General features: G+C 66.0%; 20 protein-coding genes. 10 read left to right on the top strand and 10 right to left on the bottom strand.

Annotated elements, in window-relative coordinates:
• The first annotated feature begins 144 nt into the window (after positions 1-144).
• Entirely contained in the window at positions 145-1,089 is a 945-nt protein-coding gene (locus JC881_RS05155; RefSeq protein WP_233101531.1) for a LysR family transcriptional regulator, read from the top strand.
• On the opposite strand, the gene JC881_RS05150 is transcribed toward JC881_RS05155, so the two are convergent.
• Entirely contained in the window at positions 1,047-1,730 is a 684-nt protein-coding gene (locus tag JC881_RS05150) for a class I SAM-dependent methyltransferase (protein ID WP_198784579.1), read from the bottom strand. The two genes, JC881_RS05155 and JC881_RS05150, sit on opposite strands and share 43 nt — an antisense overlap.
• A gap of 118 nt (positions 1,731-1,848) precedes the next feature.
• On the opposite strand from JC881_RS05150, the gene JC881_RS05145 reads away from it, so the two are divergent.
• The 4 genes from JC881_RS05145 (at position 1,849) to JC881_RS05130 (ending at position 3,345) form a co-directional block, all read left to right on the top strand.
• Entirely contained in the window at positions 1,849-2,406 is a 558-nt protein-coding gene (locus JC881_RS05145) for a metalloprotease family protein (RefSeq protein ID WP_198784578.1), read from the top strand.
• 73 nt (positions 2,407-2,479) lie between these two features.
• The gene (locus JC881_RS05140) at positions 2,480-2,821 is read left to right on the top strand and encodes a hypothetical protein (RefSeq protein WP_198784577.1); all 342 of its coding nucleotides are present in this window, start codon (positions 2,480-2,482) and stop codon (positions 2,819-2,821) included.
• A gap of 31 nt (positions 2,822-2,852) precedes the next feature.
• Positions 2,853-3,038, top strand: a complete 186-nt coding sequence (locus JC881_RS05135) for a hypothetical protein (protein ID WP_198784576.1) — start codon at positions 2,853-2,855, stop codon at positions 3,036-3,038.
• Entirely contained in the window at positions 3,022-3,345 is a 324-nt protein-coding gene (locus tag JC881_RS05130) for a hypothetical protein (RefSeq protein WP_198784575.1), read from the top strand. Before JC881_RS05135 ends, JC881_RS05130 begins: the two co-directional genes overlap by 17 nt.
• Before the next feature lie 78 nt (positions 3,346-3,423).
• On the opposite strand, the gene JC881_RS05125 is transcribed toward JC881_RS05130, so the two are convergent.
• From JC881_RS05125 to JC881_RS05110, 4 genes are all read right to left on the bottom strand, one after another.
• On the bottom strand, positions 3,424-4,104 hold the full coding sequence (locus JC881_RS05125; RefSeq protein ID WP_198784574.1) for a response regulator transcription factor: 681 nt from the start codon (positions 4,102-4,104) through the stop codon (positions 3,424-3,426).
• Between the two features lie 27 nt (positions 4,105-4,131).
• Positions 4,132-4,698 carry a TetR/AcrR family transcriptional regulator gene (locus JC881_RS05120; RefSeq protein ID WP_198784573.1) on the bottom strand — a complete coding sequence of 189 codons (567 nt, stop codon included), beginning with the start codon at positions 4,696-4,698 and terminating at the stop codon, positions 4,132-4,134.
• Positions 4,699-4,948: 250 nt separating this feature from the next.
• Positions 4,949-5,212 carry a hypothetical protein gene (locus JC881_RS05115; protein ID WP_198784572.1) on the bottom strand — a complete coding sequence of 88 codons (264 nt, stop codon included), beginning with the start codon at positions 5,210-5,212 and terminating at the stop codon, positions 4,949-4,951.
• Between the two features lie 129 nt (positions 5,213-5,341).
• Entirely contained in the window at positions 5,342-5,959 is a 618-nt protein-coding gene (locus JC881_RS05110) for a LexA family protein (RefSeq protein ID WP_269823124.1), read from the bottom strand.
• A gap of 159 nt (positions 5,960-6,118) precedes the next feature.
• On the opposite strand from JC881_RS05110, the gene JC881_RS05105 reads away from it, so the two are divergent.
• Positions 6,119-6,352 carry a hypothetical protein gene (locus JC881_RS05105; RefSeq protein WP_198784570.1) on the top strand — a complete coding sequence of 78 codons (234 nt, stop codon included), beginning with the start codon at positions 6,119-6,121 and terminating at the stop codon, positions 6,350-6,352.
• A gap of 56 nt (positions 6,353-6,408) precedes the next feature.
• Complete coding sequence (locus JC881_RS05100; RefSeq protein ID WP_198784569.1) at positions 6,409-7,317, top strand: LysR family transcriptional regulator; 909 nt, start codon at positions 6,409-6,411, stop codon at positions 7,315-7,317.
• Here JC881_RS05100 and JC881_RS05095 read toward each other — a convergent pair.
• Positions 7,307-7,708, bottom strand: coding sequence for a RidA family protein (locus tag JC881_RS05095; RefSeq protein WP_198784568.1), 402 nt, complete (start codon positions 7,706-7,708; stop codon positions 7,307-7,309). The genes JC881_RS05100 and JC881_RS05095 overlap by 11 nt on opposite strands.
• A 122-nt stretch (positions 7,709-7,830) precedes the next feature.
• The gene (locus JC881_RS05090) at positions 7,831-8,076 is read right to left on the bottom strand and encodes a hypothetical protein (RefSeq protein ID WP_198784567.1); all 246 of its coding nucleotides are present in this window, start codon (positions 8,074-8,076) and stop codon (positions 7,831-7,833) included.
• Between the two features lie 210 nt (positions 8,077-8,286).
• Between JC881_RS05090 and JC881_RS05085 the strand changes: the two genes are divergently transcribed.
• Positions 8,287-8,535, top strand: a complete 249-nt coding sequence (locus tag JC881_RS05085; protein WP_233101530.1) for a hypothetical protein — start codon at positions 8,287-8,289, stop codon at positions 8,533-8,535.
• Between the two features lie 91 nt (positions 8,536-8,626).
• Here the strand turns inward: JC881_RS05085 and JC881_RS05080 are convergent, their stop codons facing one another.
• Positions 8,627-11,833, bottom strand: coding sequence for an autotransporter outer membrane beta-barrel domain-containing protein (locus JC881_RS05080; RefSeq protein WP_198784566.1), 3,207 nt, complete (start codon positions 11,831-11,833; stop codon positions 8,627-8,629).
• Between the two features lie 542 nt (positions 11,834-12,375).
• On the opposite strand from JC881_RS05080, the gene JC881_RS05075 reads away from it, so the two are divergent.
• A complete protein-coding gene (locus tag JC881_RS05075) occupies positions 12,376-13,677 on the top strand; it encodes a UDP-N-acetylglucosamine 1-carboxyvinyltransferase (RefSeq protein WP_198784565.1) in 1,302 nt (433 codons plus the stop codon).
• A gap of 84 nt (positions 13,678-13,761) precedes the next feature.
• Positions 13,762-14,259 (top strand): hypothetical protein, encoded by a 498-nt coding sequence (locus tag JC881_RS05070; protein WP_332875191.1) that lies wholly within the window; start codon positions 13,762-13,764, stop codon positions 14,257-14,259.
• A 24-nt stretch (positions 14,260-14,283) separates the two neighbouring features.
• Here JC881_RS05070 and JC881_RS05065 read toward each other — a convergent pair whose 3' ends face one another.
• Together JC881_RS05065 and JC881_RS05060 are read right to left on the bottom strand one after the other, a co-directional pair.
• Complete coding sequence (locus tag JC881_RS05065) at positions 14,284-15,183, bottom strand: DMT family transporter (RefSeq protein WP_198784564.1); 900 nt, start codon at positions 15,181-15,183, stop codon at positions 14,284-14,286.
• 54 nt (positions 15,184-15,237) lie between these two features.
• Positions 15,238-15,951: a helix-turn-helix domain-containing protein gene (locus JC881_RS05060; protein ID WP_198784563.1), complete on the bottom strand. Its 714-nt coding sequence runs from the start codon at positions 15,949-15,951 to the stop codon at positions 15,238-15,240.
• Positions 15,952-16,105: the final 154 nt, after the last annotated feature.

Genomic DNA, 16,105 nt, shown 5'->3' with positions numbered 1-16,105 from the left:
CTCCGGGGAGGGGTGTCGAACGGGGTGGGCCGTGCGGCGCATCGGTGTGTGCCTTGACGTGCTGTTGCACGGCGAGCGTGAATCTAGGGAAAGTTTTGCCAGGCGTCCAATGCATTGTTCTATGCGCTGCAATAATTCGAATGCATGAACAAGCCCATCCACACCATGACGTTCGTGCAGCTGCGGCACTTCCTGTCGGTGGCCGAGACGGGGTCTTTCACCCGTTCGGCCAAGGCGCTGTCGATCACGCAGCCGGCCCTGAGCCGCAGCATCCACGCGCTGGAGGGCGGCTTCCAGCGCGCGCTGTTCGACCGCGTGGGGCGGCGCAGCGAGCTCACGCACTTCGGGCGCGACGTGCGCGAGCGCGTGCGCCACCTGGTCTGCGATGCGGACGATCTCGTGGCCGCCGCACGGGGCAAGGGCAGCAACACCTTGCGGGTCGGATTGGGCGCAGGCCCCGGCGCGCTGCTGGCCACGCCGCTGCTCGAGCGCATGGCCTTTCGCGATGCGCCGGTGCGCATCGACATCCTGCGCGGCGACACCGACCGCTTGCTGCAGGCGCTGCGGGAGCGCGCGCTCGATGCGGTGGTGGTCGAGTTCCGTACCGTGACGCCGAGCGTCGACCTGAAGATCGAGCCGCTCGTGGAGATGCGCGGCGCCTTCATGTGCCGCCGCGGCCATCCGCTCGCGAAGAAGCGCGGGCCCTTGCGTTTCGGGCGCCTGCTGGACTACCCGATGGCTTCCACCGGCCTGGGCCGCGACGTGATGCGCGCGATGGTCGATGCCTACGGCCCCGAGGCGCACCCCGACCAGTGCGTGACCTTGCGCTGCTCGGAGATCTCGAACCTGGTCGAGCTCACACGCAACACGGATGCAATTTTGCTGGCCGTGCGCGCGGTCGCGTCCGACCTCGTGGCGCTACCGGTGCACCCGCCGCTGGGCGCCGCGCGCTTCGGCCTCGTCACGCTGGCCGGGCGCAGCGAGGCGCCGACGTTGCCGTTGCTCAGGGAGGTGATTGCGGAGCGGATGCCCAGCGATGAAGGTGCTCAGGCCCGCGCCACCCAGCCCCGGAAGGCCAAGCCCGCGTAGAACAGGCGCACGTTCGTGAAGCCCGCTTCTTCCAGCAATTCTTCTTCGCGCTCCGGGCTCTGCAACGGCAGCGTCGCGCCGATGGCAGACGCCGCCTTGCGCGCGTTCTCGGGATCGACGCCTGAAGCCACGGCGAAAGCCGCATAGCGCGAGAGCCACAGCTCCCGCTCCTCAGGCGCTTGAGGAAAACTCAGATGCGCCATGACGAACGGCGCACCGGGTTGGAGACGGCGATGGATTTCCTTCAACGTCGATCTTCTTTCTTCGACGGCCACGAAGTGCATCGTCAGCAGGCAGGTCGCGGCATCGAACGGACCGGTGGGCGCGGTGTCGGTGTAGCCGTGGTGCAGCTGCACACGCTCGGCGAGCGGGCCGAGCGCCGCGGCCGCCAGGTCGAGCATGGGTTGCGACGGATCGACACCGACGAAGTGCCATTGCGAGTGCGCCTCTGCGAGCGCCTTCAACTCCATGCCGCCGCCGGCGCCGATGACCAGCACATTCGCCGATTCGGGCGCGTGCTCCGCGACGAGGAGCGCGGCCATGGTCTGCAGGTCGTGCAGGCCGGGGACGATGCGGGCGGTTTTCTCGGCGTAGTTGGCGAGGGCCGAGGCGTTGCTGAAAGCGGTGTTGGGATCGGACATGCCGGCAGTTTAGGGAATGCGATGGGGTTGGCTGCGAGGCGAGGGCAGAATGCGGCGAGCAATAAATAGACAGGTCCAACATTCCATGCTGTTTCGCCTAGGCCCGCCACCGAATTCCTTGAGCGACGCTGAACTGGCGTCTGGCGAATGGCAACGCCTGCCGTACCCACCACTTTGGGCGTTGCGGGTGATGTCCTTGCCGCTTGGCTTAGTCATGGCACTCACGGTTTTTTTCATGTGGGTGCTCTTGACGCCACGCTTTGACATGTCATCTTCCGGGCCGGGTTATCGATTCATCGTTGCGTATGTATCGATAGAGCTTGCTGGCGCTTTCCTGCAGATGAGTGCACACCCGAGGAGAGGCCTTTCAACCCAAACGTTTCTAGGGTTCTGGCCATCGAGGCTCTTGCTCTACTGCGCTTGTCTTTCCAAAGCTACCAAGCGCAACGCCATTGCAGCCTCACTCTTGCCATTCCTCGTGTTGGCCGTGCTGCCGCTGCTGATTGCCGCGGTCCTTCATATCAGTTCCGGCTGGCTCATCTTCTGCTCGTGCCTGGCTGCCGCATCGTTTGGCGCCAATGTCGTGCTGGCCTTGCCGATGTGGTGGTTGCCTTCGGGATGCGTGATTGCAGGTCGAGGCTTTCAACCGTATTGGCGCTTGTCCCAGGAGACCTGACCCCTTCATCGAAGAGGCCCGGTAGAACGCCTTGAGCAAGCCAGAAACAGACATCACAACCGGAGGACAAGGCATGAGATCCATCGCCATTCAGGTGCAGCCGGAAAGATCGCCAGGCATCGACCTCGAAGGCCTTTCGGCGCTGCTGCTGCAAATTGCCCAACGTCCTGACTTGGTACTGAGCCACAGCTTCGATACCGGTGACGATCAAGGCTCTTACTTCAATTTCGTCTTTGAAACGAAAACGCCCCTCCCGTTATGGCGCGCGCTGAAGCTCGCGGTTTTCGAGAGCGCGACCTGCGGAAAGCACATGTCCGCCGCCGCGATGGTGATGCTGTCCAGCGAAGACGGCTGGGATGACTATGCTCAGCTCTACCACTGGGACTCGGCGGTGCCGGTTCAAGACGTTGTCTGAACCTGTTGCGGCACCCCAGATGGGAAGAACGATGAACATTCAAGGCCGAAATTTCGAGGCCATCATGGGCTCGCACCAGGAGCTTTCATCGCTCGGCGTCGTGTTCAACGGGCTTCCCGAGCAGCAGCCGTGCGGCGGTGTTCTTGCCACGCTTCGCGTCCCCGCCGGCAATGAGCTGCAACTCGTGCAGCAGTCCACCGTTGACCATGACCTTTAGTCTGACCCACCGCTACGGCAGCATGGAACCGGGCAACGCCGACTCCGATTTCCTCGCGCTGCTTCGCGAACTTGAAGATCGTCCGGAAGACACCGAGCACGGTACCGTGGCCGTCACCCATGAATCCGGGTGGAGCTTGTCCGTATCGCGCGGTGGTTACATCGCCTTCGAGAATCTCGAAGCCGATGCAGGGACCGCGCGGCACATGGAGGCGGTACCGGTTCCCAGGATTCTCGAACTGTGGCGCCATCTTGCCGAGGGAAACCTTGCCGCCATCGAGCAGGAGCCCTGGCTGTCCGGCTATTAGCGCGCACGGAAACTCGCGACCGAAGCGGACCATGGCCCTGTCCTTCAAACATTCGGGCGTGCATTGCGCAGTGCCGGGTCAGCACGAAATCGTCTCCCGCATCAGATACCCGACCCCCCGGATCGCGTGGATCTCCACGCCCGCATCCGCGCCGTCGAGCCTTGATCGCAGGCGCGAGAGATTGGCGTCGAGCGAGTTGGACTTCGGATCGTTGCCTTCTTCGTACACGCGCTCGAGCAAGGCCGAGCGCAGCACCGTGCATTGCTTGTTGCGCAGCAGCACCTCCAGCGCCAGCAGTTCGCGGCGCGGCAGCGCGAGGGGCGTGCCGTTGACGAAGGCGTGGCGCATGTCGGTGTCGAACCGCAGCCGGCCCAGTTGCAGCGTGCGGGGCCTGCGCGCGCTCGGGCGGCGGACGACGGCGCGCATGCGGGCCAGCAGTTCGTCCAGCGCGAAGGGCTTGGCGAGGTAGTCGTCGGCGCCCCGGTCCAGGCCGGCCACGCGATCGGCGATGCCGGCCATCGCGGACAGCATCACCACGGCCGCGCGCGGCTCGGTGTGCGCGAGCAGGTCGAGCAGCGCCATGCCGTCGCCATCGGGCAGGCGGCGGTCGAGCAGGATCACGTCGTACGCGGCATCGAACGCGGCGTGTTCGGCCGCACGCAGCGACCGCGCCACGTCGACCAGCATGTGATGCCGGCGCAGGGCCGCTGCGAGGGCGTTGGCCAGATCGGGCTCGTCGTCGACCAGGAGTACGCGCATGGTGCGGGTGCTGCAGAAGTTTGCGCCTCAGCGCGTGCCGTGGCCCAGCGCATCCATCGCCGCCTGTGCGATGTGATCGCGCCATTCGCGCTTGAGGTCGGTGCGCACCGCCTGCAGGGCCGAGATGCCCAGGCCCGTGAAGGCGCTGGTCACGCGAACGATGCGCTCCATGCTCAGGTCCTTCGGGTTCTTCAGGTCGATGCCCAGCGCCTCGTAGAGGATGAGGCCGATCTCGATCAGCTGCGGATCGCCGTCGGGCTCGTTCTCGGCGATGCGGTGCGAGAGCGCGGAAACGCCCGGCCAGTCGTAGGTGAACTGCAGCGCCGCCTCGACATTCGCGCGGTCGCGCTCGATGCCGACGGGCATGGCTTTCACGCGCTCGCGCACTGCCACCACGTGCTCGCGCAGGGCGTCGATGGCGGCCGCATAGATCGAGAGCTTGCTCGGAAAGTGATGCAGCAGCCCCGCCTTTGAGTAGTTGACCGCGTCCGCTATCTGCTGGAGCGAGGTGTGGTCGAAACCGTGCCGCGCGAACAGGGCCGCGGCGCTGTCGATGATGTCGGCATCGATCTCCGATTTGGTGGGTTTGGGCATGGGCTTAACTCGCAGGAAGCAATGGCATGAAAGGGGCGGCTTCGATGGCTTCGCAGATAACGCCTACCGCCAGCGGCGGCGGCTGTGCCGTGCGTCGCGGTCGGCGCGATCATAGACCATTTCATATGGTTGCCAACCATATTGGTTGGTTTATGGATGTAAATGGTCGGGCCGAAGGGGGCGTGCGTGCGCCCGCTCCAGATCAATTCAGCAAGGTCAGGTGAAGCGGGAGCGTCCGCGCCCGGCAAGTTCAGGGCAGGCCGGCCGGCGTACCGCTCGCCGAAGGCCTGTTCTGCCAATCGTCAACATAGCCCCGGGCCTTGGCCTCGAGCTGGACGATCATTTCAGCCGGGTCGGAAAGGATGGTCGCCAGGACCAGCCGGCACCGGTGGTCTCCGTCCCGATGCAGGTCGGCGTGGCCGGCGACACATTCGCCTGCCCGGACCACCGTCAACCGGATCACGATGTCCCAGGAGAGATAGCTGATCCTGTGCTCTTCGCTCTGAATGGCCATGTGGTGCCGCCGCGGCGGACCTGAGGTTGCGACCGCGATTCGATGGGCTCTGGATAGAAAAATATTCCCCCTCGGATGAATCTATCCCCAAAAGAACGGCATCGCAATCCAAAACCCTTGCAGGCGAGGTCAGCGAAATCGCTTGGTGAACTCGCGCACGACGCCGATGACGAAGGCCTTGCCCAGCGGCTTGATGGGGTAGCGGCTGTTCAGCGGCCGCAGGTAGTACTCGCCGCCGTCTTTCACCAGCTGCTTGAAGGTGGTCTGGTTGCTGTCGTTCAGGGCAATGACGTAGTCGCCCGGCAGCGCCTCCATCTCGGGCTCCACGATGACGATCGAGCCGTCGGGAAACGAGTCGCCGGTCTCGCTCACCATGCTGTCCCCGTGCACGCGCAGCGCGTAGGTGTGGCGCTTGATGGGCACCGTGACGGGCACGGTCTCGAACTGGCCCTTGGGCTTGAAGTTGTCGATGACGGTGTAGTTGCCGGCCTCCACCTCGGAGACCAGCGGCACCTCGGCGCGCACGTCCACGCCCGGGCTGGTGTTGGAGCCGCCGGACAGAAGCTCCACCACGGACACGCCGAGCAGTTCGGCAACCCGCGGCTGGTTGCTGCGCTTGGGCGCTGTGCCGCCCGGTTTTTCCCATTGCTGGACGGCACCCCGGCTGACCCCGACAGCGTCAGCGAATTGCTGCTCGCTCAATCCGAGTCGCCGGCGCCCTTCTCGGATAAGTCTGTGGATGCTCATCGTGCAGAGGCTAGGCTCACGAACAGATAGAAAATAAATCCGGGATAGGAAATCTGGCAAGCAAAGATGGACCGCCGAAGGGGTTTCCCCGAGACATGCGGCGCACTTGCGGCCTATGCTGGACCGCACAACAGTCCCACGGACGGCGAAAGGGACTTCTTGAACACAGACCTGGGGCTGGAATGCGGCCCGTTGCTGCCGATCGGCTGGGTTTTCGAACTCCGCCTGAGCCGCAACACCGACGGCGATTTCGGCGGCATCGGCTTGCTGCGGCGCCACGGCGTGGACATGTGCCATCTCACGCTGGCCAGCCTCGCGAACGAGCGCACCGAAGCCCTGCGGCGCGTCAAGCTGCGCGTCGAATCGTGGATGGCCGAATGGGAAGCTCGGTGAATCCGCGCCGATGAGGTACTGTGCAGGCCTGTGAACAATGAAACAGGCGGGCGACGGTGAATCAACTTCTGGCCATGCGGGCCTTTGTGCGCGTCGTGGAGACCGGCTCCTTCAGCCGGACCGCCGATCAATTGGCGCTGCCGCGCTCCACGGTCAGCAAGCTGATCACCGATCTTGAAAAGCACCTGGGCATCAAATTGATGCAGCGGACCACGCGCGCCGTGGCGCCCACGTCGGACGGTCTGGAATATTACGAGCACGCCATGCGCTGGATTGCCAAAATGGATTCGGTGGAAAGTGCGGTACGGGGAAAAAAACTCAACCCGAGCGGGCATTTGAGAATCGACGTGCCCGCATCATTTGCCAATGGCCTGCTGATTCCAGAACTAGCGGATTTTCACCACCAATACCCGGATATCACCGTCGCCGTGGGAATCAGCGACCGGCCCTTGAATATCGTGGAAGAGGGCGTGGATTGCGTCATTCGCGCTGGCAAGTTGGGCGATATGGCGATGATCGGGCGCAAGGTGACCGAGCTTCAATACCTGACCTGCGCAGCGCCGGCCTATTTGGAGCGCAAGGGAATTCCGTCTTCTCCCGAAGATCTTCAATCGCATCACGACGCGGCGTGTTATTTCTTTGCCGCGACCGGGAAGCCGGAGCTATTGGTATTCGAGCGCGGCAATGAGCGATTCGAAATCGGCAATTGCGTATTCTCGGCCAACGAGGGCGAGGGCCTGAAGGAGATGCTGCTCGCGGGCCTGGGCGTCGGGCAGCATTTCAGGCGCGTCGTCCAGCCCTATCTGGACGCGGGCCAATTGGTCCCGGTGCTGGAAGATTGGTCACGGCCGGCAATGCCTTTTCATGTTCTTTATCCACCCAACCGGCATCAGAACGCCCGGTTGAAGGCGTTCGCCGATTGGGTGATTCAGAAATTCGGAGGCGATCTGCTTATTACGGAATAATTGCGGTCACGCGAATTTCAATGTGCATGTCCGGGTGTGCGAGGGCCTCGACGCCCAATTCCGTCCAGATGGGCGCATGGTTGGGCATGTATAGGCGATAAAGCCTGGAAATCGTCTCGTTCACCTCGTCAGGAAATCCGCCGACGTGGTACGAATTGACGTGAACGACATGCTCCCAGCTGGCGCCGGCGGCGGCCAGCGTCCGTTCCACATTTCGGAATGTCTGCGCAATTTCTTCTTCGAGGGATTCGGGGAATTGCAGCTCGTCATTCCAGCCGCCCTGGCCTGAAATTTCCACGCGATTGCCGATCTTGACGGCTTGGGAATAATGCAACCTGTCTCGGAATTGCTGTCCATAGCCAGGGGTGACGAAGAATTCGGGTTTGCTCACTTTTCTCTCCAATATCGATGATCAATGGCATAAATCAGATGCCAATGATAGGGAGACGAAAGAAGAAGAAAAAGCCCGAATCCCTGTCATGACTGTCCACCTGCATGGACAGTCTGCAGGTTTCAGCGACCGTCTCCCAGGGTCGCGGGGCTTGCGCGCAAGCCTTTGGCATCGGCATCGGCAAACCACCGGAAGATGCGGGAACGGTAGCCCGCGGTGGTCCTCATGTGCAGAAAGCCCGTGGTCGCGAGGCCCCGGTCGTCGACCGGGATGCCTGCGATGCGCAGGGCCGCCAACTCGGTGTCCGGGTCGGTGTGGAACGGCACTTTCAAGGTTGCCGTTGCTTTGTGAAAGGTAGCCCTGGTCATCGAACACTCCTTGTATCTTGGTGGCCAGTACATCCCAGGGGGTGGGTTCCCTGCAATACCGCGTTCGTGCTACGACGTACGACCTCGGAACGGGGCAGTTGCCGCCTGAAATCGCAAATTAGTACAGCCTCTGCGAATTTGAGTACCAATGCTGTTTCATTCCGGAAACCACACTTGCGCATGCAAAAAACAGAAGTACTAGTTACCGCCATGGACATGGCGCGCTCAGGGCTCGGCTTTCATCCCGGAGACGCCATCGACCACATCGCCAAACTGATCGCCGAGCAAGACCCGCAGGACGATCTGTACGCCGTCCAGGTCGAGGGATTGCTCCGGCTTTGCGCATGCATCTGGAGCTTGCGGCGCGACACGGTGACGCCGGCGCGCCAATCGCAGGCGCGGGAACTCGTGAGTGCAGGCCCCGATTCCGAAGCGGGGCATCGGGCCTGCCATTCGTAGGCCGTAGACCTGCAAGCGCTCGCGCCAGGGGCCGCGCGCTCCGCAGGTCAGGCGTGCTGCAGTGCGCCTTGGCGATGCAGCCCGCCTGCGTTCACCACTTCACGCGAACGCCCAGCGAGCCGTTGATCGAGCTCTTGACCTTGGCGTCGCCGCCCGAGGACCACAGCTTGCCGACTTCGCCGTAGAGGCTGGTCGTCTGGCCGAGCGCCAGCGTGAAGCCGCCGGCCAGCTCGGTGCTGGTGCCGCCGGTGGGTGCTGCGATGTCGGTGCGCGTCGCGCCGTTGACGAAACGGGCGATGTCCGCGCCGCTCGATGTCCTGTAGACATTGAAGCGGCCGTAGGGCTGAAGGGCGCCCATGCCGGTGTCGATCTGGCCCTTGACGCGAACGCCTGCGCGCGCGATCCAGCCGCTGTCGGCATCGGGCTGCACGACCGCGCCGAGGATGGCGGAATCGCTCAGGTCCATGTGCTGGTGGATCAGCTGCAGTTGCGGCTCGATGCTCCAACCGGTTCCGCCCAATGCGAACGCCTGGCCGACTTCGATGGAGCCCAGCAAGCTGTTGCCCTTGCCGCCAACACCCGCGCCGAGCATCGGCTCGACCGTGTAGCGATGGCGGCCGGACTGCACCACGACGTCGGCATAGAGGCCGCTGTCGGCGGTGAAGGTGCCGTAGACACCGACGTACTGGCTGCGCAGGTCGTTGCGGCCGGTGCGAAGGTTGCTCACGCCGCTCGCGAAGCCGTTGACCGTTGCATCGCCATCGAGCTGGCCGACGTAGAGGCCGGCGCGCACGTTCGACGTGGCCAGCAGATCCGTGCCCGCTTGGAAGCCCGTGAGACGACCTTTGCTGGTCGGCGAGACGGTGCCGCCTTGCTGGATGTCGATGTCGGTCGAGAGCACGCGCGCCCATGCGCGGCGGTCCGAACCGGTCGATGTCGCGGCGGTGCCTTTCACGTCGTCATCGCCCACGCGCTTGCGCAAATCGCCCAGCATCGCGAGGTTCCCCTGGCGCAATTGGCTTGGCAGCGCCGCGTAGAGCGAGGCTTCGGCGCGGTAGGTCGGGATGACGATGGGCGAAACCGGCGAAACCGGCGAAACGGGTGAAACGGGCGTGTCGGGCGAGCCCGGATTGCCCGGGTCCACCGGCGGCGTGACGGTGATCGTCGAGCGCAGGTACCAGTTCTCGCCCGCGCCGCTCGCATCGGCCGCGTGCAGCCGGTACTCGTAGGCGCCCGCGTCCACGTGGCCGCCGGCCAGCGCGAAGGCGCTCTTGCTGGTCTGCGCGGTGGTGGTGGCGCCGTTGATCGCGCTGATCACCTCGATGCCGTTGCCGCTGGTGAGCGCGCCCAGGCCGCCCAGGTTGGAGACCTGCACGTTCGTCGTGCCGCTGGCGATGGCCGTGGCGCCGTCGAGCACGAGGCGGTCGCTCGCGCTCGTGCTGCCGCCGAGCGCCGTGCCCAGGCGCAGCGTGCCGCCGTTGCCCGCCCATGGGCCGGTGACGGTGAGCGTGGTGCCCGGCGCGGCGCCCGCGAGCGAGACGGTGCCGCCGTTGGCCACCGAGGCGACGGTCTGGCTGTTGCCGGCCAGGTCGAGCGTGGCGCCCGCGGCGACGGTGAACGCGCTCGCGCCGGCGAGCACGTTCGCCGCGCCGGCGCGCAAGGTGCCGCCGGCCACGTTGGTGGCGCCGCTGTACTTGCTGCCGCCCGAGAGCGTGAGCGCGCCGGCGCCGGTCTTGACGAGGCCGCCCGTGCCGGTGATGGCGCCCGTATAGGTGCTGTCGCCGGCCTGGTTGGCCGTGAGGGTCCGGGCGTTCAGCGCCACGGTGCCGCCGGTGCCCGAGAGGTTGGAGGTGGTGAGGTCCCAGGTGCCCAGGTCCAGCGTGCCGCCGTTGACCGTATAGGCGGTGTTCTGCGCGAAAGCGCCCGCGCTGCCCGCCACGAGGCGGCCGGCCTCGACGGTGGTGCCGCCGGTGTAGGTGCTGGTTCCGTTCAGCGTCGTGGTGCCCGCGCCCACCTGCTGGACGGTGCCGGTGCCGCTGATGTTGACCGAGAGGGTGAGGGCATCCTTGCGATTGACGACCAGTGCGGCGTTGTTGGCGACGTTGCCGAAGAACGAGCCGGTGGTGCCGCCATTGCCCACCTGCAGGGTGCCCGCGGCGATGTTGGTGCCGCCGCCGTAGGTGTTGGCGCCCGTGAGCACCGTCGTGCCGCTGCCGACCTGGTTGACCGCGACCGATCCGGTGATCGGCACCGCGAACTCATAGGCGCTGGCGTTGTGGTTGAAGTTCAGCGTCGCCTTGCCGCTGCCGCCGTTGAGGCTCAACGCGTTCACGAGGCCTGGAGCGACGGGTGCGTCGCCCGCCGCTGCCCCGATGTTCAGCGTGGCGGTGCTGCCCGGCTGGCTGGCCAAGACGAGCATGGAGCCGCCATTGTTCGACTTGATGGTCGCGCCGTCTCCCACGGTCACGTTCGCCGTGCCGTAGCCGCCCAGCGTGAGGATGCCGGACCGGGTTCCGACGACGGTGCCCGGGCCCGTCACCACGCCCGTGAACACATCGCCCACGCTCAGGCCCAGCTGCATCACGTTGGCCTCGACCTTGGCGCCGCCGGACGCCTGGAGCGAACCGTCGTGCTGGTAGTAGCCCGTGCCGATGTTCAGCGTGGAGCCGGTGCCGCTGACCACCACGTTCGTGACGCCCTTGTTGGATGCCGCGTTGTTGCCGCCCAGCTCCGCGTTGCCGGCGGTGACAACGCTCGCCCCGTCCAGCACGCGGAGGGTGGCCAGCCCGGGCCCGGTCTGCAGCACGGAGCCCGCGACCGAAGCGCCGCTGCCCTGGGCGACGAGGGTGCCGCTCGTGTTGGCCGCGTTGCCCACGCGTATCGCACCGGTGCTCTGGTAGCTTGCGCCGGCCTGGACGTCCAGCGACGCGCCGGCGGCCGAACCGATGGTGGTGGCGATGGCGCCGGCATTGACCGTCACGTTCGCCTTGATCTGCGGGAGCAGCGTCGTGACCGTGAAGGCCTTGGTGACGGTGATGACCGAGGTCGGGTCCGCGCTGGCGTTGGCGGCATCGATGGCCGCGATCAACTGGGCTTCGTTGGCGACGCTGAAGGTCGCGGCCTGCGCTGCGCCGCCGACGGCCACTGCAACGAGTGCCAGGGCCGCGCTCGCGGTGGCGGTGCGCCGCGAACCGCGCGAACCCTGCGCGCCGCCGCTTCGCGGTGCCTTCGTGTTTTCGGCTGCCGCCACGCAGCAGCCCAATCCTTCATTCCACACTGTTCTGTAATGCAGGTTCATCCTGTCGCTCCTCATCAAAAAATATAAATTGCCCAATGAGGAGCGAACGAAATCCGCACCTCGTCATGAGCCCGTGTCAGGACCTCGGCGAGAGATATCGACCGCTTGCGCGAGGTCCGGGACTTGGTTCGCCTCTGCGCGCAGCTGGCGCTCGAGGCGTGACGCTCCGTGGGTCAGAGGTCATGTTTTGTGCGGCTTGGCGATGCAGCCCGCCGGCGGTGTGGCGTGCCTGCGCGAAGCGCGCAGTCCGCCCGTTTCACTGAGCCTGGGCATGGCGAGGCATTGTCTTGTCACGAGAGATACGAAATCGTACAACTTGCCACATGTCAAGGCGATAGGACATTTCCCCGAATTTGTCGTTGTGGGGAGGGCGAGACGGCGCCAATTGCTCGGTGTCAAACCAAGTTCTTACAGTTTCCCGATTCGAAATTGCCGTCCGCCGAGGCTAAAGTCCCCTCACCCGGTCGCGGATGGTCCGCGACCTTTTCCCGCCCCCGGGCTCTCCGGTTTTCCGCTCGCTTTCTCCGCTTTTCCGCACCTCCATGTCCAACCTCATCGTGCACGGCGGCACGCCGCTTCGCGGCCGCATCACCCCCTCCGCCAACAAGAACGCCGTGCTGCCGGTGCTCTGCGCCACCTTGCTCACCAACGAGCCGCTGCGATTGCTCGGCGTGCCCGACATCACCGACGTGCGCAAGATCCTGGACATCTTCCGCACCCTCGGCAGCGACGTGCAGATGGACCACGCCACCGGCACGCTCGAGTTGCACCACCGCGAAACCGCGTTCGACGCCGCGCGGCATCGCCTGCCCGAGGAGATGCGCTCGTCGATCATGCTGGTGCCGCCGCTCTTGGCGCGCTTTGGCGTCGCGCGGCTGGAGGACAACGTCAAGGGCTGCACACTGGGCGTGCGCGAGATCGATCCGCATGTGGAGGTGTTCCAGCGCTTCGGCGGCCAGGTGGAGCGCACCGAGGGGTCGCTGCTCGTGCGCAGCGCCGGGCGCCTGACGCCCAACGATCACTGGCTCGACTACGCCTCGGTCACGACCACCGAGAACTTCGTCCTGTGCGCGGCCGCGGCCGACGGCACCTCGACGCTCACCAACGCTGCCTCGGAGCCGCACGTGCAGGAGTTCTGCCGCTTCATGGCGATGATCGGCGTGCGCATCGAAGGCATCGGCACCTCGCGCGTGACGGTGCATGGCGGCAGCGCGCTCACGGGCGGCGAGTTCCGCTTCGACGAAGACTTCCACGAGATCACGACCTTTCTCGCGCTGGGCGCGATCACCGACGGCGACGTGATCGTGCGCAACAGCGCGCCCGCGAACTTTCCGCTGCTGGACCGCACCTTCGCGAAATTCGGCGTGCGCATCGAGCACGCGGATGGCTGGTCGCGCGCCATCCGCACCGGCCCGCTGAAGGTGCAGACGCCGTTCACGAGCAACGTGCTCACCAAGGTGGAGGCGGCGCCGTGGCCTTACTTTCCGGTGGACCTGTTGCCCATCTTCATTGCGCTGGGCGTGCGCGCGCAGGGCAACGCGATGTTCTGGAACAAGGTGTACGACGGCGCGCTCGGCTGGACCGGCGAGCTCTCCAAGTTCGGCGCGCACGTGTTCTCGTCGGACCCGCACCGGCTCATCACCTTCGGCGGCAATCCGCTGACGCCGGCGGTGGTGGAGAGCCCGTACATCATCCGCGTGGCGATCGCGCTCTTCATGGTGGCCGCGAGCATCGAGGGGCGCTCGGAGATCCGCAACGCGACGCCCATTCGCCGCGCGCATCCGCGCTTCGTGGAGAACCTGCGCAGCCTGGGCGTGCAGGTGGAGTGGACGAGCGAGGAATAAAAAGACGGCAGAGGGCGCGAGGCGGCTGTGCGCCGCCATCGCCGCCGCATGATTTTCAACAAAGAAGAAAGAGGGAGAAAGATCGTGATCGTTTCGGTATCGAACAAGGGCAAGTGGCTGCTCAGCCAGGTCGGACAGCTGGTGTTGATGGTCGGGCTGGCCTCGCTGGTCTTCAACTACGCGTACCGGTTCCTGGTCGACCGGACGATCAACTCGCCGCTGTTCTACGCGGCAACGATCGGGCTGGGGCTCGTGGCCATCGTGATCCTTCGCCGAGACTATCTCTTCGTGACGAAGTTCGAATTCACCCCGGAGCGCATCGTCGTGCGCACGGCGCTGGGTTTTGCCAAGACCTTCGATGCGCAGCAATTCAGGTTCGTGCCGAACCTGCACAAGACGATCAGCATCTCCGAGTCGAAGGCGACGCTGTCGTTCTACGTGCAGAACCGCGCGACGGGGCGCAACGTGAGGAACTACGCCTGGACGGGTTTTTCCGAGGAAGACTTTCGCGCCGCGTGCCGCCTGCATGGCTACAAGGACGAGACGGATTTCAAGCTGAAGGAATTCGGCGCGCCGCGCTAGGTCCTGCTGCCAGCGGGGCTTGCATCACCGGGCGCTGCGCGCTTCGGTCCACACGACGACCACCAGGCCCGCGAGCACCATCGCCAGTCCGGCAAAGGCTGCCGGGGCCGGGCGCTCGTGCACCACGAGCAGGGCCAGCGCGAACGCGGTGACCGGTTCCGCCAGCGCCAGCGTGACGCCCGAGGCGCCGGAGATGTGCCGCAGCGCATGGCTGAAGAGCAGGTACGAGACGCCCGTGGAGACCAGGCCCAGGTACGCCACGATGGCCCATCCCGATGGCGGGGCAGTGAAGGGGCCCGAGAGGAGGAACGCCACCGGTATCGCCGCCGCAGAGGCCACGCCGAAGACCCAGAGCGTGACCGTCGCGGGCGGCGAGTGGCGCACGAGGCGCTGGCTCACCAGCGTGTAGACCGCATAGCAAAAACCCGATGCCAGGCACAGCGCGAGTCCCGCCGGCTCTGCCTGCAGGCCGGCGGCGCCGGCCGGCATGACCATCAGGCACCCGCCGCCGATGGCCAGCAGCGTGCCCACCCACCACACCGGCGCGGGCGGCCTGCGCGAGACCAGCGACTGCAGCAGCCCTGCCCATGCCGGCCCGCTGCCCACCGCCACCGCGGTGCCGATGGCGATGCCCGTGGCCTTGACGCCCGCGAAGAAGCTCAGGTTGTAGCCGGCCATGCACAGGCCCGCGAGCAGCACCCATCGCCATGCGGTGGCAGGCAGGGCGAGCGTCGGGCGATCGCCGCCGCGCCGGCGCCAGGCGATGAAGGCCGCGAAGAACAGCGTGGCGATCGCCATGCGCAAGGTGCCCACCCAGTAGGGCGAGGTGTGCGCGGGCATGAAAGTCTGCGCGGTTCCGGTGGTGCCCCACAGGGCGGCGGCGGCCAGCACCATGCAGGCGCCGACGATGGATGCGTTCTTCATGCCCCGAATGCTCGGGCGAGACGGGGCGCCCGAATGTCGAGAGACTCTCGACCTTCAGGAGGATGCCGAAGATGCCGAGGGTGCGGAAGACGCGGAAAGTGCGCGCAGCTGCCTCGCCCCCAGCTGGCGTTCGCGCCGCAGCGCAAAGCCCAGCGCGCTTGCCGAGCGGTAGCCCACGCGCAGCGCGGTCGCCTCCAGCGGCATGCCGCCGCGCAGCCAGCGCTCGGCCGCATCGAGCCGCCGCGCGCGCAGGTACGCCTGCGGGGAGAGGCCGGTCAGCTCGAGCAGCCGCGCATGAAAACGCTGCGGGCTCAGGAAGAAGAGCGCGGCCATGCGCGCGGTGTCCCACGGCGCGTGCAGCGCGCGGCCGAGGGCGTCGTCCAGGCGGGCGAGCTCGATGCTGCGGCGCGCGAGGATCGAGGGCGCCTCGAGCACCTTCGCCAGTTGCCGCGCGGCGTTCGATGCGTCGATGCCGTTGCGGCAGGCGGCCGTGACCGCGAAGCGCCGCAGGCGGTCCACGCCGGCGTCGTCGGGCGTGTCGATGACCACCATGCGCACGCCGCGCGGCGCCATGAAGGTGTGGGCCATGCCGGCCGGAATGATCATGCCGCACGAGCTGTCGGTGAAGGCGGCGCGCCCGCCGATCTCCAGCTCCATGCGGCCGTCCAGCGCATACATGATCTGCGCGTGGTCATGGTCGTGGCCCAGGTACTCGCCGCTGTAGCTGCGGATGCTGCAATGCGGGGCGGGCGCGGTCGGGGAGGGCATGCGCGCGATTGTGCCAAGCCACGCCGCGATGCCCCCGCTGCCGCAGCGCCCGTCGCCAAGGCGGTGACGGCACCGTCCTACGCCTTTCGTCGGCCATCGCAACGCCGTCCTCGCGCGTGCCTGGAGAGACTGGGCCATTCGCAGACTTCCACGG

Source organism: Variovorax sp. IB41, assembly GCF_016405905.1.
Taxonomy (GTDB): Bacteria; Pseudomonadota; Gammaproteobacteria; order Burkholderiales; family Burkholderiaceae_C; genus Variovorax.
Note: the sequence above shows the minus strand (reverse complement) of the source record. Positions and strands in the feature narration are given on the sequence as shown.

Coding starts and splice junctions, on each gene's coding strand:
- JC881_RS05155 (WP_233101531.1), top strand. CDS start 145: ATGAACAAGCCCATCCACACCATGACGTTCGTGCAGCTGCGGCACTTC.
- JC881_RS05150 (WP_198784579.1), bottom strand. CDS start 1,730: ATGTCCGATCCCAACACCGCTTTCAGCAACGCCTCGGCCCTCGCCAAC.
- JC881_RS05140 (WP_198784577.1), top strand. CDS start 2,480: ATGAGATCCATCGCCATTCAGGTGCAGCCGGAAAGATCGCCAGGCATC.
- JC881_RS05135 (WP_198784576.1), top strand. CDS start 2,853: ATGAACATTCAAGGCCGAAATTTCGAGGCCATCATGGGCTCGCACCAG.
- JC881_RS05125 (WP_198784574.1), bottom strand. CDS start 4,104: ATGCGCGTACTCCTGGTCGACGACGAGCCCGATCTGGCCAACGCCCTC.
- JC881_RS05120 (WP_198784573.1), bottom strand. CDS start 4,698: ATGCCCAAACCCACCAAATCGGAGATCGATGCCGACATCATCGACAGC.
- JC881_RS05115 (WP_198784572.1), bottom strand. CDS start 5,212: ATGGCCATTCAGAGCGAAGAGCACAGGATCAGCTATCTCTCCTGGGAC.
- JC881_RS05110 (WP_269823124.1), bottom strand. CDS start 5,959: ATGAGCATCCACAGACTTATCCGAGAAGGGCGCCGGCGACTCGGATTG.
- JC881_RS05090 (WP_198784567.1), bottom strand. CDS start 8,076: ATGACCAGGGCTACCTTTCACAAAGCAACGGCAACCTTGAAAGTGCCG.
- JC881_RS05085 (WP_233101530.1), top strand. CDS start 8,287: ATGGACATGGCGCGCTCAGGGCTCGGCTTTCATCCCGGAGACGCCATC.
- JC881_RS05080 (WP_198784566.1), bottom strand. CDS start 11,833: ATGAACCTGCATTACAGAACAGTGTGGAATGAAGGATTGGGCTGCTGC.
- JC881_RS05075 (WP_198784565.1), top strand. CDS start 12,376: ATGTCCAACCTCATCGTGCACGGCGGCACGCCGCTTCGCGGCCGCATC.
- JC881_RS05065 (WP_198784564.1), bottom strand. CDS start 15,183: ATGAAGAACGCATCCATCGTCGGCGCCTGCATGGTGCTGGCCGCCGCC.
- JC881_RS05060 (WP_198784563.1), bottom strand. CDS start 15,951: ATGCCCTCCCCGACCGCGCCCGCCCCGCATTGCAGCATCCGCAGCTAC.